The organism is Tenacibaculum soleae, assembly GCF_001693415.1.
Classification (GTDB): domain Bacteria; phylum Bacteroidota; class Bacteroidia; order Flavobacteriales; family Flavobacteriaceae; genus Polaribacter; species Polaribacter soleae.
Genome location: NZ_MAKX01000001.1, coordinates 1,130,284 through 1,152,268 on the forward strand (window position 1 = coordinate 1,130,284; position 21,985 = coordinate 1,152,268).

Sequence of the window (21,985 nt, forward strand, 5' to 3'; positions counted from 1 at the left end):
TTTAAATCAGCAATCATAAATACGATGATTGCTGATTTTTTAAAATATAGAAAGCTCAGTTTTTGAGGTAAACTCCTCTAAAAACTTCATTCCTTTATAAGAGTTTCCTTTTTTATTAAGTTTCGGACTCCAAACAGCAATTGCATATTGATCTGGATGTATTGCTATAATACCACCACCAACACCACTTTTTCCTGGAAGGCCTACTTTAAAAGCAAACTCACCAGATTCATCATAAAATCCACAAGTTTGCATCAAAGCATTTATTCTTTTAGATTCACTTTCACTCAAAATATTTTGATTAGAAGGTGCTCCAATACCATTGTTAGCTAAAAATAAAAACATTTCAGATAATTCTTTGCAACTCATTTCTAACGAACAAAGGTTAAAGTAAAAATCAAGAACATCTGATGGGTTATTATCAATACATCCGAAGGATTTAATAAAATTACATAAGGCAACATTTCGATAGCCAACCGCTTTTTCTGACTCTGCAATTTTACTAGAATAATCAATTGTAGTATTGTTAGAAATTTGACGAACAAAATTTAAAAAATCTTCTTTAGGATTTTTTAAATGACTTAATAAAATATCAGAAATAACAAGCGCACCGCCGTTTAAAAAAGGATTTCTTGGTATACCATTATCAGCCTCAAGCTGCACTAAAGAATTAAATGCGGTACCCGATGGTTCAACCCCAACCCGATTCCATATTTTATCCCCTAAAAGTTTATAGGCTAAACTAAGTGCTAACACTTTGGCTATACTTTGTATTGAAAACTTTTTATAACAATCACCTATACCAAAGTTATCTTGATTGATGGTAGTTATATGAACCCCAAAATTTTCGGAATCTATAAGTGCTAATTCAGGAATATAAGAAGCAGTTTTTCCACTGTCATCCATATTTTTAACTTTAAAAAAAGTTTCTTTAATTATTTCCTCAAAATTTAAATCCATTGTTTTTATATAATGACGTAAGTTTAATAAGCTAAAATCGTTTTTTTATTATAAAATCAAGTGAAAAATAGCTATAAATTAATTGAGATTTCTATTATTTTTACATAAATATTTTTTGCATTGAATAGTATACATAACTTTTTTTTTAATCAAGTTTTTAAAAGTGAAAATCAACAGGTATTTCTTCCGATATTAGAAGAAAAAAAAGTGGAGTTGTTTATAAAACGAGAGGATGAAATTCATCCATTTGTTTCAGGAAATAAGTTTAGAAAACTAAAATATAACATTGCAGAAGCTAAAAATCAACAAAAAAAAATATTATTAACCTTTGGAGGCGCTTTTTCTAATCATATAGTAGCAACAGCAGTTGCGGGGAGTTTATCTGGTTTTAAAACCATCGGAGTAATTCGTGGTGATGAATTGGGAAATAATCTTGAAAAAACATTGGCAGGAAATTCAACTTTGCAAGAGGCACATAAAAACGGAATGGAATTTAAGTTTGTTTCAAGAAGTGTTTACAGAAATAAAACATCCGAAGAATTTATAAATGATTTAAAATATGAGTTTGGCGACTTTTATTTAATCCCCGAAGGAGGAACAAACGAACAAGCAATTAAAGGTTGTAAAGAAATCTTAAACGAAGAAGACGAGAATTTCGATTATATTTGTTGCGCAATTGGTACTGGTGGAACTATTGCTGGATTGATAAATGCAGCAAAAAAGCATCAAAAAGTAATAGGTTTTCCTGCATTAAAAGGTGATTTTTTTCAGCAAGAAGTTGAACGTTTTGCAAATAATAAAAGTAATTGGAGCTTGCAAACTGACTATCATTTTGGGGGTTACGGAAAATATGATGAAAATTTAATTCGTTTTATAAACGAATTTAAAGAGCAAGTAAAAATTCCATTAGATCCTATTTACACAGGTAAAATGTTATTCGGAATTATTGATATGGTTAAAGAAAACCTGTTTCCTGAAAACAGTAAAATCATAGCAATTCATACAGGTGGATTACAAGGGATTGCTGGGGTTAATCAAAAGTTAAAAAAGAAAAATAAAGCGTTAATAAAAAATTAATGAATTTAAAATTAGTTACTTATATAGTTTTGAGTGCCACTTTTTTAGTGAGTTGTGGTTCTAATAAAAATGCGGTTACAAAAAACCGTAAAAAAGTTGTTGTTTTAGAGCAAGAAGAAGTGTATCCAGAGCTTCCACAATTAGAGCAAATACCAAAACCGATAAAAACAAACGGAAATCATACACTTACTTATATTCATAAATTTGCACCGATTGCCGTAAAAAAAATGCACGAGCATAAAATTCCTGCTAGTATAACTTTAGCACAAGGAGTGTTAGAGTCTGGTAGTGGAAGAAGCGCCTTGGCAGTTCGTTCGAACAATCATTTCGGAATAAAATGTCATAAAGGATGGCAAGGAAAAAGTGTAACACATGATGATGATGAAAAAGGAGAGTGTTTTAGAAAGTATAAATACCCAGAAACTTCTTATGAAGATCATTCGCAGTTTTTACTTACAAGAAGTCGTTATGCTAGTTTGTTTAGGTTAGGGCATACCAACTATAAAGGCTGGGCGTATGGCTTAAGAAAAGCTGGTTATGCTACTGATAAACGCTATCCACAAAAGTTAATCTCAATTATTAATAAATATGGATTAGCAAAGTACGATAGAGTTAAATTTAAAAATAAAGCAACCCAGAATATAGGCATAACTAATAATTATCATAAAGTAGAAAAAGGAGATACACTGTATTCTATCGCAAGAAAATATCAAATATCTGTTAGTAGACTAAAACAAGTAAACGGACTTACCGATAATACAATCAGTATTGGAGAAAAGTTGTTGTTAAATTAAAACAACTTCTACGTAATAAAAAACAGCCGTTATTTTAATAACGACTGTTTTTTATTTTACCAAGAATATTTTTTCTTTTTAGCTTGTTTTTTTATTGCTTTAATCATTACGTTTTCTAACTCATTTTTAGAGTTTTTTTCATGTTGTTTTTTAGCAACATATTGTTTTCTTTTTTTATTTAAATGTTGAATTTTTTCTTGAATTTTAGCTCTTTCTTTTCGTTTAGTAGCAACATATTTTTTTATTTCTTCGGATGACTTTCCTTGTAGTTTTTTAGGAAGTTGAGATTTTTTTAGTTTTTTATAATCTATTTCTTTTTCTTTAGAAGCATCAACCAAATCCCATTCAGCATTGTTATATAATTTAGAACTTTTACTAATAGCACGTTTTACAACAACAACTTCATCTAAAACTTCAGCATTGGCATCTTGTTTTGCTTGATTAGTGTATTTTGAATGTCCAACACTTCCATAATGAATATAGGTTTTATTTAGTTGTTTATTTAAAATAATAATGTCATTATCATACGGTGTTACAATATGTACAATGTTTTTGTTGTGATTAATTGTCATATAATCTCCGCCACCATAAGCAGCTCCGTCTTGCCACATTCCAGAAACACCTTGGTCGTAATTACCACAAAAAATAGTGTTAACTGTAATGTCATTTTCTTTAGCGTTGGTAATAGCATCTTTATAATTTAATTTTCCTTGTGTAAAAGGTTCGTTTCCTGCAATAAAAATCATTTTTAAATCACGTTTATTATCGCCCCATTCTAGCTCATTTAAAGAGGTTTGAATTACCTGTCCGCAAAACTCACTACCGCCGTTGGTAGTTAAAGAAAATAACTGTTCAGAAATAGCGTCTAAGTCACTTGTAAATTGTAAAACCTGACGGATGTAGCCTTCTTTAGAAGAAAGACGACTATTACCATATTCGTATAAAGCAATTTCTAATTTTGGAGTTTTTCCTTCACATTTAGCATGTGATAATTCATTAATGATTTCCCATAATTGTGCTTTTGCCTGATTTATAAGCCCGTCCATACTGCTACTAGTATCAAGTAATAATGCAACTTTAGTAGTTTGTTTTTTTGCTTTATTTATTGGATTTGTAGCATAACTAGTAATTGAAGTTAAGAAAGTAAAAATGAAGACTGTTTTTAAGATATAATTTTTCATGTTTTTTTGTTTTAAATTATTATTGAATCAAATTTTGCCGACTTACAATACTGTAAAACTACAAGCAACTTTCTTTTTAAAAAATTAAGAATGAGGTAACGAGTAATCTAAGTGAGTAAAGTGGTTAAAAAAATGAGTGAAAGTAATTTTTTAATGTTTCTTGGTACTGTTATTTAAGGAAGTTCATTTTTTGTACTCAACTTTTGTGTGTATGTTTACAGTAATAAATAAAAGATGAAAAGATTTTTTAAAATAATATTTGCATTGTGTTTACTAAACTTTTTTTCAGGGTATGCTCAGGTTTTTGAAGAACAAAAAAAAGAGTTTACTGTAAAGGTTCAGGTAATTAACGATAATACGCAACAACCAATAAAAGATGCAACGGTAACCGTTAATGGACGTATTTTTAATTTTTCAAACATAAAAGGGCGATATATTGTAACGGCTCAAAAGGGAAGTCAATTAGTAGTTTCTCATACAGGCTTTGAAACTATTTATTATACAATTAAAGATGACGAGGATATAAAAGTACTGGTTGAAGATTTTACACGAGAAAGAAAGTCGAAGTTAAAATATTCAAGTTATAAAAAGATAGATTTGTATACGAAGTATTTAGATTCAGTAAAATTTTATAAGAAAAAAAATATTGATAAGAGCATCGCTGCTATCGAAAAAATGTTACTAAATTCTTCAACAAAAAAACAAAGAGCTATTGCTTACAAAGAGTTGGCTGATATTTATTTTTATTGGAAACAATATGATTTAGCTGAAGAAAACTATACTGTTTCTTTAAAGGAGCTAAATAATTCAAAAGTTCTTTTTTTATTAGCAAAAACACAATTTTTATTAAAAAAATATAAAGAAAGTGAAAGTAGTTACAAAGCAAGTTTACGTTTTAAAATAAGTGCTTATCAGCAACTAAAGATTTATGAAGGTTTAGGCGATGTTTTTAAGGAAACGAAACAATATAGTAAGGCATCTAGCAATTATAAAGAAGCTTTAAAGATTGCTAAAGATAATTACGTAACACCAAAAATAACGGATTTGAATTCGAAGTTAGCAGAAGTTTTTGCGGCACAAGGAAAAACACAAAAGGCTGATGGGTATTTTCAAAACTCGTTAAAATTAGCATCTAAAGAAAATCAAAAAAGAGCCTTAAAAGAGCAAGAAAAAGTAGCCGATTTTTACAATTCATCTCGCAGATATGATGATGAAATTCAATTGCGAAAGCAAAGTTTAGTAGAGGCTGATGAAATTAATATTGAAGCAGTAGATAAAGAATCATTAGTCGATTCGATTACACCGCAAAAAATTAACTACAAAATAGGAAATGCTTACATTCAAAAAGAGTCTTATAACGAAGCAATTCCTTTCTTTAAAAAAAGTATAAAAGAAGCGGGCGAAAAAGAAGATTTAATCATACAGAAAGATGCAACACGTAGGCTTTCTGAAGTATATGCAACTGTTGGAGATTATACAAAAGCGTTAGAGAGTTATCAAGATTACGTAAAGTTGGTAGATACGTTGTATTCAAAAAAAGAACAAGAAATTCAACAAGTTAAAAGGTTTGGAAAAAAAATAGCAAACAACCAAAATCGAATCCGAAGTTTAGAAAAAGACAAGCAATTAAGCGATAGTAAAATAAGCTTGGCATATAAAGATCAACAATTAATACAGGAAAGTAATAAACAGCAAAAACTGATTATTTATTCATTAATCGGAGGTTTCTTTTTAATGAGTTTGTTGGCATATTTTATGTTTCGCACTAATAAACAACAAAAATTAGCAAACAATTTATTGGCATTAAAATCAATGCGATCGCAAATGAATCCGCATTTTATATTTAATGCTTTAAACTCGGTAAATAATTTTATAGCAGTAAATGACGAACGAAGTGCGAATCGTTATTTATCGGAATTTTCAGTATTAATGCGGTCAGTTTTAGAAAATTCTGATGAAGATTTTATTCCGTTAGCAAAAGAAATAGAACTGTTAGAATTGTATGTGAAATTAGAACATAATCGCTTTAAAGACAAGTTTGATTATGTAATGTTTATTGATGAAAAAATCAAAAGAGAAAACTTTTCTATTCCGCCAATGTTACTACAACCTTATATAGAAAACGCTATTTGGCACGGACTCCGTTATAAAAAAGAAAAAGGGAATTTAGAGATTTCTATGCGTCAGCAAACAGCGAATACGATTTTAATAACGGTGCAAGATGACGGAGTTGGTAGAAAGAAATCGATGGAAATAAAAACAAAACATCAATTACAGCAAAAATCAAAAGGAATAAGTACCATTGAAAACAGAATTGCTATTTTAAACAGTATGTATAAAGATAAAATTAAAGTTACAGTTTCTGAAGTTTTTGAAGATGGTAGCGGAACAAAAGTCGAACTGATTTTAAAGAAAAATTAAAGATGAAGTTAAAAGCAATCATTATTGAAGATGAAGCCATTGGTAGAGATATTTTGCGAAATTATATAACAAAATATTGTCCTAATGTTCAATTATTAGGAGAAGCAGATAATATAAAAGACGGACAAAAATTGATTGAAGAACACGAGTTAGATTTGGTGTTTTTAGATGTAGAAATGCCTTATGGAAATGGATTTGATTTGTTAGAAAAAATAGAAAATCAAACCTTCGAAACCATTTTTGTAACCGCCTACGATCATTATGCGATAGAAGCTTTAAACAATCAAGCAACATATTATTTATTAAAACCTATTTCGATAGATGAATTAATTAAAGCAGTAAATTTGGTTGAAGAAATTAAAACCAAAGAACAAACGTTAGAAAACACGGTTTTAACAACCAAGAGTATTACAAATTTAAATAAAATTACCATTCCACAACAAGACGGATTTGAAGTGGTATCGGTAAAAGACATTCTGTTTTGTAAGGCAGATGATAATTATACCGAAATCTACTTCGAAAACACCAAAAAAGTAGTTAGTAAAACCTTAAAACACTTTGACGATCTTTTAAAAGAAAGTGGTTTTGCACGCGTGCACAAATCGTATTTGGTAAACGTAAACGAAATTGTAAAATATAAAAAAGGTAAGGGTGGAAGCGTACTTTTATCCAACGGAAAAGAAATAATGGTATCCGCATCAAAAAAAGCAAATTTATTATCATATTTTAAATAAAAACGAATGAAAATTATAAAAGCAGTAAACGGTAAATCTCCTCAAATACCTGAAGATTGTTACGTAGCAGAAAACGCCACAATTGTAGGCGATGTGCAAATGGGAAAAGAGTGTAGTATTTGGTTTAACGCCGTAATAAGAGGCGATGTACACTATATAAAAATGGGTAATAAAGTAAATATTCAAGATGGTGCTGTAATTCATGCAACTTATCAAAAATCACCTACTACAATTGGTAATAATGTTTCAGTTGGGCACAATGCAATTGTACATGGTTGTACCATTCAGGACAATGTTTTAATAGGCATGGGAAGCATAATTATGGACGATTGTATTATAGAATCAAACTCGATAATAGCAGCCGGAGCAGTGGTTTCTAAAAATACAATTGTAAAAAGCGGAAGCGTTTATGCCGGTGTGCCAGCCAAAAAAATTAAAGATGTTTCTAAAGAATTAATTTCAGGTGAAATTGACCGAATTGCTAATAATTACGTAAAATATTCAAGTTGGTTTAAGGAGTAATATTTGGGCGTTACCTAAAGGTCGGGCTTTACGTTGTATCTTTTTTTCGTGCCTCAAAAAAGGATGCCACTTCAATCCCTAACGCAAAAAGTAACAATGCATAAAAAAGCCCAATTTTGTTTCCAAAAAAGGGCTTTTAATCACAAAACTAATCTACTATCAATCAATATTATTTTTTTTCGTGCGCTTTTTTGCGTTTTCTGTTTTTCATTTTCTTTTTACCTTTTTGAGCTCTTTTTTTGCTTATTTTCTCAAACCTTTCAAATTGTTGTTTGTCTAAGATGCGTTTCATTTCGGTTTTAAAAGCAATTCGGCTATCCAATGCTTTGTTTTTTCTTTCAAAGCGCTCATCAGCAGATAATTTTACTCTTTTTTTACCACTTTCTCTTATAGCTTTTCTTTGCTCATGCATTGTTTTACGCTTTGCAATCTTTTCAGCTAATAATGGTTTTATTTGGTTTTGTTGAGACGTTGTTAAATCTAACTTTAAGGTCATTTTTTTAAGAGCTAACTCTGTTTGTTGTGCAACACTTAATCTTTCTAATTTATTTTTCTTTCCTTTTTGAGCCTGAGTAGTTAAAATAAAACTAAGGGCTACAACTAATACTGCTATTATTTTTTTCATTATTGTATAATTTTAAGGGTTTATTTATATATCTATGACTACGCTTCTTTAAAAAAGTTTAAATTTGAAGGTAATTTTAACATTTTTTTAGATTTTTATGAAAAATATAATAAAGCCTGTAGTAAGGCTGCTTGTTTTGGTAATTATTGCATTTGTAATCTTTTTTTTCTGGGCATCATCACCAACAATAGATGAAAAAGAATATGCCGAGTTGATAGAGAATGAAAATCCAGTAGCCGTAATAAATGATTCAGTATACAGTATTGTAACATATAATGTGGGTTATTTAAGTGGTATGACAAACAATTTACCAGTAGCAAAACCAAGGAAACTTTTTGAAGATAATCAGAAAAAGGTAGAAGCGGAACTTAAGAAAGTAAATCCAGATATTGTTGCTTTTCAAGAAATTGATTATAAGGCATCGAGATCTTATGAGGTAGATCAAGAAAAGGAGTTTATGAAATTAGGTTTTAATTATGCTGCAAGAGGTGTAAATTGGGATGAACGATATGTGCCTTTTCCATATTGGCCGCCAAGCATGCATTTCGGAAAAGTAATTTCAGGGCAATCAATCATCAGTAAATATAAATTAAAAGACTATGAGCGCATTGTTTTAGAGCGTGTGCCAGATAATCCTTTTTATAGAGATGCATTGTATTTAGAAAGATTAGCACAAGTGGTAAAAGTTGTTCTAGAAGGAAAAGAAGTGGTGATTATAAATATCCACTTAGAGGCTTTTGATAAACCAACACGAGTGTGTCAGTTCGAATATGTTTTAGAGTTGTTTAAGCAGTATAAGGATAATTATCCAACAATATTATTGGGAGATTTTAATTCAAAGGCAAGAGATAAAGAGGCTGCGGTTCAAAAAATATTTAAAATGAACGGAGTAGGAAACGCTGCTTTTAACACTTTAAACCCTTCAAATACATTTGATACGAAAAATCCGTTTGAACGAATAGATTACATTTTTTATACAGAAAACACTATTGAATATGTAAATGGTAAAGTACTTAATGATTTTGAGCAAGCGTCCGATCATTTGCCTGTTGAAATGCAATTTAAGTTAAAGTAAAATATAAAAGTTCATTATTTAATAGTGAATTTTTATATTTTATTAAACAAAAAACCCGAACAAATGTTCGGGTTTTTTCGGTGGTGCCTCCAGGAATCGAACCAGGGACACAAGGATTTTCAGTCCTTTGCTCTACCAACTGAGCTAAGGCACCGTTAATTGCTTTATTAAAGTAACAAAAATAAAATTCACAATTGCATTGAGAAAATTATAGTGGTGCCTCCAGGAATCGAACCAGGGACACAAGGATTTTCAGTCCTTTGCTCTACCAACTGAGCTAAGGCACCAGTTTGCTACTTTCGTTAAGCGGATGCAAATATACAACCGTTTTTTAATTATACAAAGTATTTTTTTTAAAAAAATGTATTGTAACTTTGAAATTCAATAAATATAAAGATGAATTTAATAGTTGATGTTGGTAATACTAGAGTTAAAGCAGCTGTTTTTGAGTTGAATACGCTTAAGAAAGTTTTTGTTTTTAAGGAGGAAGAAATTGTATTAGAAATAGAAAAAATTATTAAAATTTTTTCTATTTCAGGAGCCATAGTGTCTTCAGTAGCTAATTTATCAGTAAAAACAATAGCTGAAATTACTTATTTGTTAAATCCAATATATTTAAATTCAAAAATAAAAGTTCCGTTTTTAAATAAATACCAAACTCCAGCAACACTTGGTGTAGACAGAATAGCTTTGGCAGCAGCAGCTACTGATAAATATCCTAACAAAAATGTTTTAGTTATTGATGCAGGAACCTGTATTACTTTTGATTTCATAAATAGTGAAAAAGAATATTTAGGAGGAGCCATATCATTAGGAGTAGTTATGAGGTATAAAGCATTACACGACTACACGTCAAAACTTCCATTATTAAAAAAAGAGGAAATTTCTAATTTTATAGGAGCTAACACTAGCAGTTCAATACATTCGGGCGTTGTAAACGGTATATGTAACGAAATAGATGGGGTAATTAGTCAATATCAAAAAAAGTATACAGATTTAACAGTTGTTTTAACAGGAGGAGATACAATTTTCTTGGCTAAACAATTAAAAAGTGGCATATTTGCCCATCCAAATTTTGTTTTGGAAGGATTACATACTGTTTTGACATATAATTTAACGAATGATTAAGAGATTTATATTAGGATTATTAGTGCTTAGCGCAATAACAATATCAGCACAAAGAAACAGTGCATCACCATATTCTTATTTTGGAATTGGAGAAAACTTTGAGGCGGTTACTGTAGAGCAAGCTTCTATGGGAGGTATAGGTGTAGCTTTAAAAGATACATATCACTTAAATTTTACAAATCCAGCTGCAAATGCAGATTTAAGAGTTGCTACATATGCCTTAGGAGGTAGTTTAAGTTTTTTAACACTTAAAGAAGAAAATTCATCGCAATCAGGAAATTCTACAAATTTAAGATATATATCATTTGGATTTCCTATTGGAAAAAAGGCTGGTTTATCTGTCGGATTACAACCTTTCTCATCAGTAGGGTATTCGTCATATGATAATCAAAGTGACACTGAAGCTACTTTATATAGAGGTGAAGGTGGAACAAATAAAATTTACATAGGTTTTGGTACTTCAGTTTTTAAAGGGCTTTCTTTGGGATTAGAGGCAGGATATATATTTGGAAGTTTAGAAAATAGTATACTAAATGAAAGAACAAATGTGTCATTAGTTACAAAGTATGAAGAAAATGTAAACATTAGAGGAGGGCAATTTAAGTTAGGAGCAAAGTTTGAAAAAGAATTGAAGAATAAATTAAACTTATATTCAGGTGCTTCAATTACATTAAATAGTAACTTATCTGCTAAAGGAAATGAAAAAATGTATTCATTATCTTATGTGGGAGCTGGTCAAGAAGCACCTAGAAAAGTATTATTTGATAAACCATTAAATGGTGAGGTTACTATTCCTATGAAAACTGTTTTTGGGTTTGGTTTAGGAAAAACAAACAAATGGTACGTTGGTGTTAATCAACAGTTTCAGAGCGCAATAAGTAGTACTAATAGCCTTTTTTCAAATACAGGAAATTATAAATATGATGATTCGAGTAAGTTTTCTATAGGAGGATATTACATTCCAAAAGTAAATTCAATATCAAGCTATTGGGATCGAGTTACCTATAGAGCTGGTTTACGTTTCGAGAATACAGGCTTGTCAGTTAAAACAGGTAGTAATTATACAGACGTTAATGACTTTGGCATAAATGTTGGTTTAGGTTTACCATTGCCAAGGCAATTATCGAATGTGAATATTGGGTTTGAGTATGGGCAAAAAGGGACAACGAGCAATAACCTTGTAAAAGAAAACTATTTTAATGTTAGATTAAGTTTATCTTTAAATAGCGTTAAATGGTTTCAGAAAAGAAAAATAGACTAATAAAAAACTAATAATAGGATGAAAAAAATTACGTATTTACTAACAGGATTATTTTTGTTTGTAGCCGTAAATGGTGTAAAGGCACAAGCAAGCCAAGAGTGTAATATAAAGTATAACCTTTTTAAAGGAGATACAAATACAGGCAAGTATGAAGCTGCGAAAACTAATTTAGAGTACTTGTTAACTGAGTGCCCGAAATTATCGGTTAATATTTATAAATATGGAGCTAAAGTAGCTAAAAAAACAAAAGACCATGGGTTGGCTAAAAAAGTTTACGAAGCTCGATTAGTTAATTTTCCATCAAAAGGAGTTGCTAAGGCTCATAGTGATTATGCTACGTATTTAATAAAAAATAAATTAGCTACAGACGCTGAGGTTTTTGCTATCTTAAAGAAAGCTTATGATGTTTCGCCTAAAGATATGGGAGTGAAAAATATCTTTAGATATTTTAAAGCTATTGCAGAAGAAAATAAAGATACGAATCCTCAAAAAGTATTTGATACTTATGATGATGTAATGGAATCTGTAGAAGTTAAATTAGAAGACTATAATAAAAAAGTAGCTAAGCTGCAATTAAAAGATTCTATAGGTACTATAGGTGCTAGAGAAAAGAGAAACTTAAAAGCTTATACTATAAATTCAAGTGCTTTAGGTCAAGTTGAAGGAGGTTTAGATGCAATGATCTCTAAAATAGCAACTTGTGAACGGTTAATACCAATTTATACAAGAGATTTTGAAGCTAAGAAAACTGATGGGGTCTGGTTAAGAAGAGCAGTTTCTAGAATGTATAATAAAGGTTGTCAAACCGATCCATTATTTGAAAAATTAGCTAATGCTTATGCTGAAACTACACAGTCTGCAGATGCATACAATTTTTTAGCAGGTGTTTTAGCTAAAAATGGAGATAGAAATGGAGCTGCACAAATGAGAAAGAAAGCATTTGATTTAGAAACAGATCCATTTAAAAAAGCAAAATATAAGTTAAGAGAAGCACAAAGTGCTAGAGGGGCAAGAGCAAGAGCTTTAGCTTACCAGGCATTAAAGTATAATCCTAATATGGGTAAAGCATATTTATTTATCGCTAGTTTATATCAAAAAAGCGCCAACTCTTGTGGTAGTGATGAGTTTGAAAAAAGAATGGTATATGTAGCAGCATTAAACAAAGCATTAAAAGCTAAAAAAGTAGATCCAGGATGTGGAGCTAACAGATATATTTCTAGTTATAGAAAGAATATGCCATCAAAAAAATTAGTTTTTCAAAAAGGTGTAGCGTCAGGAAGTACTCATAAAATCGGTTGTTGGATTGGTGAAACTGTTCGTATACCATAACATATTAAATGAAAATATATTTACGACATATATATCAAAGCATTGTTATCATTTTTTTGATAACAATGCTTTTTTCTTGCACAAATTCTAAAAAAGAAGTGAGAGATTTTTTGGCTGATAAAAATATGCCAGTTGGAACAGCTGTAAATATTTATCATATAAAAAAAGACTCAGGTAAAATAACATCTAAAACAAAAGCACCTTTGTTTTATGATTTTTCGAACCGAAAAGAGCACCCGTATAATGAATTTCCTAAAGGAGTAAAAATTGTTACTATTGATAAAAAAGGAAAAGATTCTACAACAATTACAGGGAATTATGCGTTAACCTATAGTAAAACTGGGGTTTCTGAAATAAATGGGAATGTGGTGATTCTAAATCATACAGAAAACTCTAAATTAGAAACCAATCAATTGTTTTGGGACCAAAAAGAACATTATTTTTTTACTGAAGATGGATTTAGGTTAACTACCTTTAAGGATACAATTAATGGGTATGGTTTTGAATCGAAAGAAAATTTAAAAAAATGGATAGCAAAAGACATTACAGGTGATGTTATAACTACTCAACAATAAATATTATGAATACATTTTGGAAATACTTACAGTATGGATATTTAGTTATTGGAGCACTTTTTTTTATAGAAGGAGTTTTAAGATGGAGTACAGATAAAAAAGATGCGCTTATTATGTTTGGTTTTGGTATCTTTATTACCTTAATTTTCTTTTTTAAGCGTCATTTTAGAAGGAAAATTGATAAGAGAAACCAACAACTTTAATGGAACTTGAAATTATTATAATTTTTACTTCAATACTATTTTCAGCTTTTTTTTCAGGAATGGAAATAGCTTTTGTTTCCGCGAATAAGTTACACATAGAGTTAGAAAAAAAAAGAGAAGGCCTACTCCCTAAAATATTAGCAAAGCTTACAGAAAAATCATCCAAGTTCATAACCACAATGTTGGTGGGTAATAATGTTGCCTTAGTAATTTACAGTTACTTTATGGGACAATTATTAATGGATTGGTTTCAACTCATGTTGCCAACAAATATTGTTTTTGTAAATTACTTACTAAACGATTTAAATTTATTAACGCAAACTATAATATCTACATTATTAATTTTAGTAACGGCAGAGTTTTTACCTAAAACAATTTTTAGAATCTATGCGAATGAAACACTAAAAATTTTTGTAATACCAGCTTATGTTTTTTATATACTTTTTTATGGTGTTACATGGGTAATTACAAAAATATCAGATTTTTTTCTCTATACTTTTTTTAGAATAAAAGAAAATGAAACTAAAACAGAATTTAGTAAAGAAGAATTAGGGAATTATATTTCAGAACAGCTAGATGGAGGAAGTGATGAAGATAAAATTGACTCAGAAATTCAAATTTTTCAAAATGCGCTAGAGTTTCATAAAGTGAAATCAAGAGAAATCATGGTGCCTCGAACTGAAATAATGGCTATTGATATCCATCAATCTGTTGCAGAACTCAAAAAAGTATTTATAAACACAGGTTTGTCTAAAATTTTAGTGTATAAAAATTCTTTAGATGACATTTTAGGTTATGTCAATGCGTTTGAATTGTTTAAGAACCCACGTTCTATCAAATCGATATTATTGCCAGTTGAGTTTGTGCCAGAATCGATGATTATTAATGATGTTTTAAATAATTTAATGAAAAAACGAAAAAGTATTGCCGTGGTTGTTGATGAATACGGAGGTACTTCAGGTATAATAACCGTTGAAGATGTTGTAGAGGAGTTGTTTGGTGAAATTGAAGATGAACATGATAGTCAAGAGTTATTGGAAGAAAAAATTAACGAATCTGAATTTAAGCTTTCCGCTCGCTTAGAGGTAGATTACTTAAATGAAGAATACAGTTTAAATATCCCTAAAGAAGAAGCGTACGAAACTCTAGGAGGGTTTATAATTAATCATACCGAAACAATACCCGAACAAGAGGAGGTTTTAGAAATCGATAGATTTCATATTAAAATATTAAAAGTAAGCGCAACAAAAATTGACGCTCTTTACTTAAAAGTTATCGATAAAGCAGAGTAAGAACAACTTATTTCATATAATGTAGATAGCCATTAAAAACAGCTAAAAAAAAGATTGCATTGTTTATTATGAAATTGTATTTTCGCTCACTGTTAATAAAATAAATAACGTATGGCAATTTTATCGAAAATTAGAGAGCGCTCAATGTTCTTAATTCTTGTAATTGGTTTAGCACTTTTCGCTTTTGTATTAGACCCTTCTACAATATCAGATTTTTTTAATGCAAGCAAAGTAAATGAAATAGGTGAAGTAAATGGAGAAGCTATTTCGCGCCAAGAATTTGCTGAAGCTTTAGATGCATATAAAGCGCAAACAGGAAATAGTGTTTCTGAAATGCAAGCTGCTAAAGCTGTTTGGGGTAACTTAATCAGACAAAAAATATACAAAAATCAGTTAGAAGAAGCAGGTATTACTGTTGGTGATGCTGATATAATGAATAAGTTGTATGAAACAGAGTTCATTTTAAATGATCCAAGATTTCAAACATCTAACATTTTTGATAAGAATAAATTTAAAGAATTCTTAGCAACAATTAAAGAAGAAAATGGAGCTGATTGGAAAAATTGGCAAAACTACATGTTTTCATTAAAAAATAGTCTTGAGAAATCTGCATACGATAATTTAGTTGCAGCAGGATTAGGAGCATCTTTAAAAGAAGGTGAAGCACAATATTTAACAGAGAACACAAAAGTGACAGGTAATTATGTATACGTTCCTTATACAACAATTGCCGATAGTTTAGTTACTTTAAAACAAAGTGATGTTAAAAACTATATTAATGAGCATAAACAACAATTTCAGGTTGATGCTTCAAGAGATATTAACTTTGTAAAGTTTGATATAAAAGCAACACCTGAAGATGAAACTGCGATTAAAGAAGCCGTAGCAAAATTAATTGACGATTCTGTTACAAGTGCAAATATCTCAGTTAAAGGGTTAAAAAATACTACAGATTATGCTGAATTTTTATCAGAAAATGACTCAGATTTAACTTTAGATAATAATTACAAGTTTAAAGTACAAGTACCACAAGTAATTGCAGACGATATTTTTAATGGAAAAGAAGGCGATGTTTTTGGACCATATAAAGATGCAGGTCAATTTAAATTGTCAAAAATTACAAAGGTGGTTCAATTACCAGATTCTGCACAAGCAAGTCATATTTTAATTCCGTTTGTAGGTACAGCTAGTGCTGATGCAAGTGTAACTCAAACAGAAGAAGAGGCTAAAAGCACTGCCGATAGTTTGTTAGTAGTATTAAAAGCAAACAAATCTAAATTTGGAGAATTAGTAAAACAATTTTCTTCGGATAAAGGTTCGGTTGAAAAAGAAGGTTTTTATGATTGGTTTGGTTACAACAGAATGGTGCCAGCGTTTAGAGACTTTGTTTTTGAAGGAAAAAAAGGTGATATGGGAGTTGTAAAATCTCAATTCGGATTTCATGTAATAAAAATTGATGATCAAAAAAACTTTCAACCAGTTGTTAAGTTAGCAACATTTGGTCGTAAAATAGAAGCATCAGAAGCAACAGAAAATACAATTTTTCAAAATGCAGAAACATTTGCTTTAGCATTAGCAAACGGCAAAAAATTTACAGAGGTAGCAAAAGAAAGTAATTTAACGGTTTTACCAGCAATAGGGTTAAAATCATTAGATGAAGTAGTGCCAGGTATTGGTAGCGAAAGAGAAATTATAACTTGGTCATTTGATACCGAAGTTAATATTGGAGATGCTAAGCGTTTTGATGTAGATGGAGGATATGTGGTAGTTACTTTAACAGGTAAAACAGAAAAAGGTTTAATGCCAGTTGAAAAAGCAATAGCTCAAGTACGTCCTATTTTAACAAAAGAAAGAAAAGCCAAATTAATTGAAGCTAAAATTAATGGCGCTACCTTAGCTGAAATTGCTAAATCGGTTGCACAAACTGTTAAAAAAGCTACTGATGTTAATTTACAATCACCTACAATTTCAGGTGTTGGTTTTGAACCTAAAGTAGTAGGAGCGATGCTAAATTCTAAAGAAAATACTGTTGTTAAAAACGTTGCAGGTGATAAAGGTTTATTTGCTTTTGAAGTAACTTCTAAAACATTACCAACAGCATTGCCAAATTATGATTCATACAGAAACCGTATTGTAAATCAAAGAAAAAATAAAACTTTTCAAATGTATGAAGCAATTAAAAAAGCTTCTAATATTGAAGATAATATGAGTTCTTTTTACGGAATTCAGTAATCATAAAAAGTTAAAATATAAAAAATCCGAACTCATTGAGTTCGGATTTTTTTGTGCTTTGTTATAAAGGTATCGCTAATTTATTTTTTAGATTTTTTATTCTTTAATTAGCCATCGCTTTACCCAAAGTTTCACCAAGGTCAAAAACATAGCCAGTCATTAACATAATAGCTATAAAAGCGATTAAAACATACCAGTAATTATTTTTTTTAGTTTTCATAACTTTAGTTTTATAGTTTATAACAATTTATTTAATCATAATCATAATAATAAACCAAAAAGCAATCTCATTTGAGATTGCTTTTTAAAATATATTTTAAAGCTTTGTATTAAGCATTTAAAGGTTTTCCGTCCCAAGCAGCTTTTGCAGCTTCTTTAACCGCTTCTGAATAGGTTGGGTGCCCATGACAAATTCTAGCTAAATCTTCCGCAGAAGCTCTAAATTCCATAGCTACAGCAGCTTCCATAATTAAATCGGCAACACGTGCACCAACCATATGTACACCTAATACCTCATCAGTATTTTTATCAGCTAATACTTTTACAAATCCGTCAGTATCTCCACTTGCTCTAGAACGACCTAAAGCACGCATTGAAAATTTACCAGCCTTATATTCAACTCCAGCATCTTTTAACTCTTGTTCTGTTTTACCAACAGCGGCAACTTCTGGCCATGTGTAAACAATACCAGGAATTAAGTTATAATCAATATGAGGTTTTTGTCCTGCTAAAAATTCAGCAACAACAACACCTTCTTCTTCAGCTTTATGAGCTAACATTGCTCCACGAACAACATCACCAATTGCATAAATATTAGCAACATTGGTTTGTAAATGATCGTTTACATCAACCATACCTCTATCGGTAAGCTTTACACCAGCCTTTTCTAAATTTAATCCTTTTGTAAATGCCTTACGACCAACAGAAACTAAACAGTAATCCCCTTTAAATTCAACTTCAACACCTTTTTTGTTGGTTGCTTTTACGATTACTTCGTCTCCGTTTCTTTCTACAGAAGTTACACCATGACTAGTGTTAAACTTCATACCTTGTTTCTTTAAAACTTTTTGAAGTTCTTTAGAAATATCAGCATCCATAGTAGGAGTAATTTTTGGAGCGTATTCGATAACAGTTACATCAGCGCCTAAACGTTTGTAAACAGAACCTAATTCTAGTCCGATAACTCCACCACCAATTACTAATAAGTGTTTTGGAACTTCTTTAAGTTTTAAAGCTTCGGTAGATGTTATAACACGCTCTTTATCTAAAGATATAAAAGGCAATGTAGATGGTTTAGAACCTGTTGCTATAATAATATTTGTTCCTTCAATTATTTCTGAAGTTCCGTCGTTTTTAGTAACCTTTACATGCGTAGCATCTTCAAAAGAACCTAAACCTTCATGAACAGTAATATCATTCTTGTCCATTAAATATTTAATTCCTCCAGTAGTAGTTTCAACAACATTGGCTTTACGAGCTACCATTTTTTCGAAATCAAACGTTGGTTTTTCAACCGTAATTCCATGTTCTTCAAAGTGGTTTACAGCATCGTAATAGTGGTGAGAAGAATCTAATAATGCTTTTGAAGGAATACATCCTACATTTAAACAAGTACCTCCTAAAGTTGAATATTTTTCGATAATAGCTACTTTAGATCCTAATTGAGCGGCTCTAATGGCAGCAATATATCCACCAGGACCAGAACCGATAACGATTAAATCGTATTTCATAATTCGTTTTTTATTATTTATGTATATCTGGTAAAAATTTAACTTTTACCAGTTTATATTTTGTTTTTCAGAATAATAACTGCAAAATTACACATAAAAGTTGATTTTTTGAAGTATGTTTTCGATTACTTTTTATCAAAAAAAGACATTAATTATTTTAACTTTGAAACCTTATGAAACAGCTATTAATTATTGGGTATGTTTGGGTTGAACCAAAATCATCTGCGGCAGGAAGTAGAATGTTACAATTGATTGAATTGTTTACCAAAAACGGTTATAAAATAACGTTTGCTTCACCAGCTCAGAAAAACGAGAAAGCTATTGAATTATCTGAATTGGGAGTAGAAGAAGTAGCGATTGAGTTAAATAATACGTCGTTTGATGATTTTATCTCTGAATTAAATCCGGATATTGTTTTGTTTGATCGTTTTATGATGGAAGAACAATTTGGTTGGCGTGTTGCTGAAAATTGCCCGAATGCCTTACGGATTTTAGATACTGAAGATTTACATTTTTTACGCAAAACCCGTCATCAGCAATTAAAAAAAGGCGAAGTTTTTTCTACGGATGCTTTATTAAATTCTACAGATGCAAAACGAGAAATCGCAGCAATATTGCGCTGTGATTTGAGTTTAATAATTTCTTCTTATGAAATGAAATTACTGAAAGAGGTTTTTAAACTTGATAAGCGTTTATTATATCATTTGCCTTTCTTATTGGATAAAATTGATGAAAAGGTTATAGAAAAGTGGAAAAATTTTAAAGAGCGTCAACATTTTGTATTCATAGGTAATTTTTTTCATGCACCAAATATTGATGCCGTTTTACAATTAAAACAAATTTGGAAATCAATTCGTAAACAGCTACCAAAAGCAGAAATTCATATATACGGAGCCTACGCAACACAACAAATAAATCAGTTGCATAATAAAAAAGAAGGTTTTTTGGTTAAAGGTTTTGCAGAAGATGCTATAAAAGTTGTGCAAAACGCAAAAGTTGTATTAGCTCCGATACGTTTTGGTGCCGGAATTAAAGGTAAATTAACCGAAGCGATGGTTTGCGGAACTCCATCTGTAACAACATTAATAGGAGCAGAGGGAATGCATGATGGTTTTGGTTGGAATGGTTTTGTAGAAAATGATTTTGAGGTTTTTTCAAGCAAAACAATTGAATTGTTTACTGATGAAAAACTGTGGAAAAAATCACAGTTAAATGGAATAGAAATTATCAATGCTATTTATGATAAAAATAATATTGAACCAATTTTTATAAATCAACTAAAAAAAATCCAAGAAAACTTAATTGAACATCGTCAACAAAATTTTCTTGGAAGTTTATTACAGCATCAAACCTTACAAGCTACAAAATATATGAGCAAATGGATTGAAGCAAAAAATACCGACTAACCTCTTTTAATAATTAATAAGTGTTCCTTTTTTTAATTTTCGTTTAAAAAGCCACCAAGCGATACTCACAAAAAATAAAGAAAAAACTATTAGTGAAATTAATTTTATTAATAAGGAAGAAGAGTCAGAAACTTTGTATTTAAAAGTTGGAAGTTTATAATACAGTTTTGTGCTAAATTTTTTGTTTTTATATAACAAGGGAACAAAAAAGTTTCGCCATTGCTTAGAAAAAGCACCAGCTTGCTCTCTAAAATTTTGATAATGTAAACTAGAGGTTCCGGTAATATCATTTAAAGCTTGTTGCAAAATTATAGCAGGCGAAGTATATTGCCAATTTTGTACCCAATTTTGTTGGTTTTCTAATTGAATATCATAAGTGTCAATTAAAGGTTTTAACTCTTCTTCAACTAAATTTTGTGAAGCCATATATTTATGCCAAAAAGAATAATTTGTACTAGTATTATTACTAGCATATTCTGGATGATCTCTTAAATAACTATCTAAAATTTCATCTTGTTTTTTTGAAATTTCTTCTTTAACCTCTCTTATCTCACTGATTAATTTTGTTCTTGACGGAATCGGATAAAAAGTATTACCAAGTTGACCAATTACCGCAGGAATTATTAAAATTATAAATACCCAAATAGCAAGTAAACTAACGGCATTTTTTGCAGAGTTATTAATCAATATATTTATTAAAAACACCATAGCAAACCAAAAAAGAATATAGGCTGTTATTAACAATAATGTATTTATATAAACTGTAAAATAGGAATAAAAATCAAACTTATTGATTGCAAAAGTTATGGTTAAAATTAAAAGTGTACTTATAGTTAACCAAATGAAACGTATACCAATTTTTTGTACTATCCAAGTAAATATAGATAAAGGTTGTGAAGCTAATAGTTTTAAAGAACCAGCTTCTTTTTCTGACGAAAAAATATTATAACTAAAAGCAATAATAATTAGCGGAAGTATGTAAATGATAACAAAAGAAAGGTCAAAACTTCCAAAAAGTAATTGAATAGGGTTCGTTAATTCAGCATAATTAAATAAAAAACTATCTCCATAAGCTTTTGGTTGCACATAATGGGTAAATAAATCACTTTGTCCTGTCGCTATAAAAGCCAATGATTGTGGGGGCATTGCTACTACTCTTGGAAAAGAATAACCTATGTGCATGGGTCTTGTTGGTGCAGCCCATGAATTGTTACTTGTTTTATGCCCTTTTTCAATAGAATCTAATACTTGTAGCATTTTTTGATCCTTCTTTTTTACGCTATTATTAATTGCTTCAATATCAGCAATGCGTTTGTTTACCTTAACTTTTCCGTTGTAACCCGCAAAAAGAATAATAGTAAGTATTGTAAAAAAAAGTAAAAGAAGCCACTTATTACGTAACAATATTTTTAATTCGTATTTAAAATTATGTGTAATCAT

At 30.1% G+C, this 21,985-nt stretch carries 19 protein-coding genes and 2 tRNA genes; 14 read left to right on the plus strand and 7 right to left on the minus strand.

Going from position 1 to position 21,985, the window contains the following annotated elements; translation table 11 throughout:
* Positions 1–39: 39 nt before the first annotated feature.
* Positions 40–960: a glutaminase gene (locus BA195_RS05290; RefSeq protein ID WP_068703153.1), complete on the minus strand. Its 921-nt coding sequence runs from the start codon at positions 958–960 to the stop codon at positions 40–42.
* 120 nt (positions 961–1,080) lie between these two features.
* On the opposite strand from BA195_RS05290, the gene BA195_RS05295 reads away from it, so the two are divergent.
* Together BA195_RS05295 and BA195_RS05300 are read left to right on the plus strand one after the other, a co-directional pair.
* A complete protein-coding gene (locus tag BA195_RS05295) occupies positions 1,081–2,037 on the plus strand; it encodes a 1-aminocyclopropane-1-carboxylate deaminase/D-cysteine desulfhydrase (protein WP_084443071.1) in 957 nt (318 codons plus the stop codon).
* On the plus strand, positions 2,037–2,831 hold the full coding sequence (locus BA195_RS05300) for a glucosaminidase domain-containing protein (protein ID WP_068703156.1): 795 nt from the start codon (positions 2,037–2,039) through the stop codon (positions 2,829–2,831). The genes BA195_RS05295 and BA195_RS05300 overlap by 1 nt, the downstream gene beginning before the upstream one ends.
* Positions 2,832–2,887: 56 nt before the next feature.
* Here the strand turns inward: BA195_RS05300 and BA195_RS05305 are convergent, their stop codons facing one another.
* On the minus strand, positions 2,888–4,012 hold the full coding sequence (locus tag BA195_RS05305; protein WP_068703159.1) for a vWA domain-containing protein: 1,125 nt from the start codon (positions 4,010–4,012) through the stop codon (positions 2,888–2,890).
* A gap of 234 nt (positions 4,013–4,246) precedes the next feature.
* Between BA195_RS05305 and BA195_RS05310 the strand changes: the two genes are divergently transcribed.
* Genes BA195_RS05310 through BA195_RS05320 form a run of 3 tightly spaced genes read left to right on the plus strand, consistent with a single transcriptional unit; the run spans position 4,247 to position 7,689 of the window.
* A complete protein-coding gene (locus BA195_RS05310) occupies positions 4,247–6,433 on the plus strand; it encodes a tetratricopeptide repeat-containing sensor histidine kinase (RefSeq protein WP_068703160.1) in 2,187 nt (728 codons plus the stop codon).
* A gap of 2 nt (positions 6,434–6,435) precedes the next feature.
* A complete protein-coding gene (locus BA195_RS05315; protein WP_068703162.1) occupies positions 6,436–7,167 on the plus strand; it encodes a LytR/AlgR family response regulator transcription factor in 732 nt (243 codons plus the stop codon).
* A 6-nt stretch (positions 7,168–7,173) separates the two neighbouring features.
* Positions 7,174–7,689 (plus strand): gamma carbonic anhydrase family protein, encoded by a 516-nt coding sequence (locus BA195_RS05320; RefSeq protein WP_068703164.1) that lies wholly within the window; start codon positions 7,174–7,176, stop codon positions 7,687–7,689.
* A 169-nt stretch (positions 7,690–7,858) separates the two neighbouring features.
* Here BA195_RS05320 and BA195_RS05325 read toward each other — a convergent pair whose 3' ends face one another.
* Positions 7,859–8,314 (minus strand): hypothetical protein, encoded by a 456-nt coding sequence (locus BA195_RS05325; protein ID WP_068703166.1) that lies wholly within the window; start codon positions 8,312–8,314, stop codon positions 7,859–7,861.
* Between the two features lie 97 nt (positions 8,315–8,411).
* On the opposite strand from BA195_RS05325, the gene BA195_RS05330 reads away from it, so the two are divergent.
* A complete protein-coding gene (locus BA195_RS05330; RefSeq protein ID WP_068703168.1) occupies positions 8,412–9,389 on the plus strand; it encodes an endonuclease/exonuclease/phosphatase family protein in 978 nt (325 codons plus the stop codon).
* An 81-nt stretch (positions 9,390–9,470) separates the two neighbouring features.
* Here the strand turns inward: BA195_RS05330 and BA195_RS05335 are convergent.
* Positions 9,471–9,543, minus strand: a tRNA-Phe gene (locus tag BA195_RS05335).
* A gap of 60 nt (positions 9,544–9,603) precedes the next feature.
* A tRNA-Phe gene (locus tag BA195_RS05340) sits at positions 9,604–9,676 on the minus strand.
* Between the two features lie 109 nt (positions 9,677–9,785).
* On the opposite strand from BA195_RS05340, the gene BA195_RS05345 reads away from it, so the two are divergent.
* The 7 genes from BA195_RS05345 (at position 9,786) to BA195_RS05375 (ending at position 17,409) form a co-directional block, all read left to right on the plus strand.
* Positions 9,786–10,517: a type III pantothenate kinase gene (locus BA195_RS05345; protein WP_068703170.1), complete on the plus strand. Its 732-nt coding sequence runs from the start codon at positions 9,786–9,788 to the stop codon at positions 10,515–10,517.
* The gene (gene bamG / locus BA195_RS05350) at positions 10,510–11,778 is read left to right on the plus strand and encodes a BamG family beta-barrel-assembly machinery protein (RefSeq protein ID WP_068703172.1); all 1,269 of its coding nucleotides are present in this window, start codon (positions 10,510–10,512) and stop codon (positions 11,776–11,778) included. Before BA195_RS05345 ends, bamG begins: the two co-directional genes overlap by 8 nt.
* An 18-nt stretch (positions 11,779–11,796) precedes the next feature.
* Positions 11,797–13,107, plus strand: coding sequence for a hypothetical protein (locus BA195_RS05355; RefSeq protein WP_068703173.1), 1,311 nt, complete (start codon positions 11,797–11,799; stop codon positions 13,105–13,107).
* Between the two features lie 8 nt (positions 13,108–13,115).
* On the plus strand, positions 13,116–13,682 hold the full coding sequence (gene lptC / locus BA195_RS05360) for an LPS export ABC transporter periplasmic protein LptC (protein ID WP_068703176.1): 567 nt from the start codon (positions 13,116–13,118) through the stop codon (positions 13,680–13,682).
* 5 nt (positions 13,683–13,687) lie between these two features.
* Positions 13,688–13,885 (plus strand): hypothetical protein, encoded by a 198-nt coding sequence (locus BA195_RS05365; RefSeq protein ID WP_068703178.1) that lies wholly within the window; start codon positions 13,688–13,690, stop codon positions 13,883–13,885.
* Positions 13,885–15,177, plus strand: coding sequence for a hemolysin family protein (locus BA195_RS05370; RefSeq protein ID WP_084443073.1), 1,293 nt, complete (start codon positions 13,885–13,887; stop codon positions 15,175–15,177). Before BA195_RS05365 ends, BA195_RS05370 begins: the two co-directional genes overlap by 1 nt.
* A 111-nt stretch (positions 15,178–15,288) precedes the next feature.
* The gene (locus BA195_RS05375; protein ID WP_068703180.1) at positions 15,289–17,409 is read left to right on the plus strand and encodes a peptidylprolyl isomerase; all 2,121 of its coding nucleotides are present in this window, start codon (positions 15,289–15,291) and stop codon (positions 17,407–17,409) included.
* Between the two features lie 329 nt (positions 17,410–17,738).
* On the opposite strand, the gene lpdA is transcribed toward BA195_RS05375, so the two are convergent.
* Entirely contained in the window at positions 17,739–19,139 is a 1,401-nt protein-coding gene (lpdA, locus tag BA195_RS05380; protein WP_068703182.1) for a dihydrolipoyl dehydrogenase, read from the minus strand.
* Positions 19,140–19,312: 173 nt separating this feature from the next.
* Here lpdA and BA195_RS05385 point away from each other — a divergent pair, with 173 nt between their 5' ends.
* Entirely contained in the window at positions 19,313–20,545 is a 1,233-nt protein-coding gene (locus BA195_RS05385; protein ID WP_068703184.1) for a glycosyltransferase, read from the plus strand.
* A 6-nt stretch (positions 20,546–20,551) separates the two neighbouring features.
* Here BA195_RS05385 and BA195_RS05390 read toward each other — a convergent pair whose 3' ends face one another.
* Positions 20,552–21,985 carry a DUF3526 domain-containing protein gene (locus BA195_RS05390; protein WP_068703186.1) on the minus strand — a complete coding sequence of 478 codons (1,434 nt, stop codon included), beginning with the start codon at positions 21,983–21,985 and terminating at the stop codon, positions 20,552–20,554.

Bases quoted from the DNA above. Each gene is read 5' to 3' on its own strand.
- BA195_RS05290 (WP_068703153.1), bottom strand. From the start codon at position 960: ATGGATTTAAATTTTGAGGAAATAATTAAAGAAACTTTTTTTAAAGTT.
- BA195_RS05300 (WP_068703156.1), top strand. From the start codon at position 2,037: ATGAATTTAAAATTAGTTACTTATATAGTTTTGAGTGCCACTTTTTTA.
- BA195_RS05305 (WP_068703159.1), bottom strand. From the start codon at position 4,012: ATGAAAAATTATATCTTAAAAACAGTCTTCATTTTTACTTTCTTAACT.
- BA195_RS05310 (WP_068703160.1), top strand. From the start codon at position 4,247: ATGAAAAGATTTTTTAAAATAATATTTGCATTGTGTTTACTAAACTTT.
- BA195_RS05315 (WP_068703162.1), top strand. From the start codon at position 6,436: ATGAAGTTAAAAGCAATCATTATTGAAGATGAAGCCATTGGTAGAGAT.
- BA195_RS05320 (WP_068703164.1), top strand. From the start codon at position 7,174: ATGAAAATTATAAAAGCAGTAAACGGTAAATCTCCTCAAATACCTGAA.
- BA195_RS05325 (WP_068703166.1), bottom strand. From the start codon at position 8,314: ATGAAAAAAATAATAGCAGTATTAGTTGTAGCCCTTAGTTTTATTTTA.
- BA195_RS05330 (WP_068703168.1), top strand. From the start codon at position 8,412: ATGAAAAATATAATAAAGCCTGTAGTAAGGCTGCTTGTTTTGGTAATT.
- BA195_RS05345 (WP_068703170.1), top strand. From the start codon at position 9,786: ATGAATTTAATAGTTGATGTTGGTAATACTAGAGTTAAAGCAGCTGTT.
- bamG (WP_068703172.1), top strand. From the start codon at position 10,510: ATGATTAAGAGATTTATATTAGGATTATTAGTGCTTAGCGCAATAACA.
- BA195_RS05355 (WP_068703173.1), top strand. From the start codon at position 11,797: ATGAAAAAAATTACGTATTTACTAACAGGATTATTTTTGTTTGTAGCC.
- lptC (WP_068703176.1), top strand. From the start codon at position 13,116: ATGAAAATATATTTACGACATATATATCAAAGCATTGTTATCATTTTT.
- BA195_RS05365 (WP_068703178.1), top strand. From the start codon at position 13,688: ATGAATACATTTTGGAAATACTTACAGTATGGATATTTAGTTATTGGA.
- BA195_RS05370 (WP_084443073.1), top strand. From the start codon at position 13,885: ATGGAACTTGAAATTATTATAATTTTTACTTCAATACTATTTTCAGCT.
- BA195_RS05375 (WP_068703180.1), top strand. From the start codon at position 15,289: ATGGCAATTTTATCGAAAATTAGAGAGCGCTCAATGTTCTTAATTCTT.
- lpdA (WP_068703182.1), bottom strand. From the start codon at position 19,139: ATGAAATACGATTTAATCGTTATCGGTTCTGGTCCTGGTGGATATATT.
- BA195_RS05385 (WP_068703184.1), top strand. From the start codon at position 19,313: ATGAAACAGCTATTAATTATTGGGTATGTTTGGGTTGAACCAAAATCA.
- BA195_RS05390 (WP_068703186.1), bottom strand. From the start codon at position 21,985: ATGATTACACATAATTTTAAATACGAATTAAAAATATTGTTACGTAAT.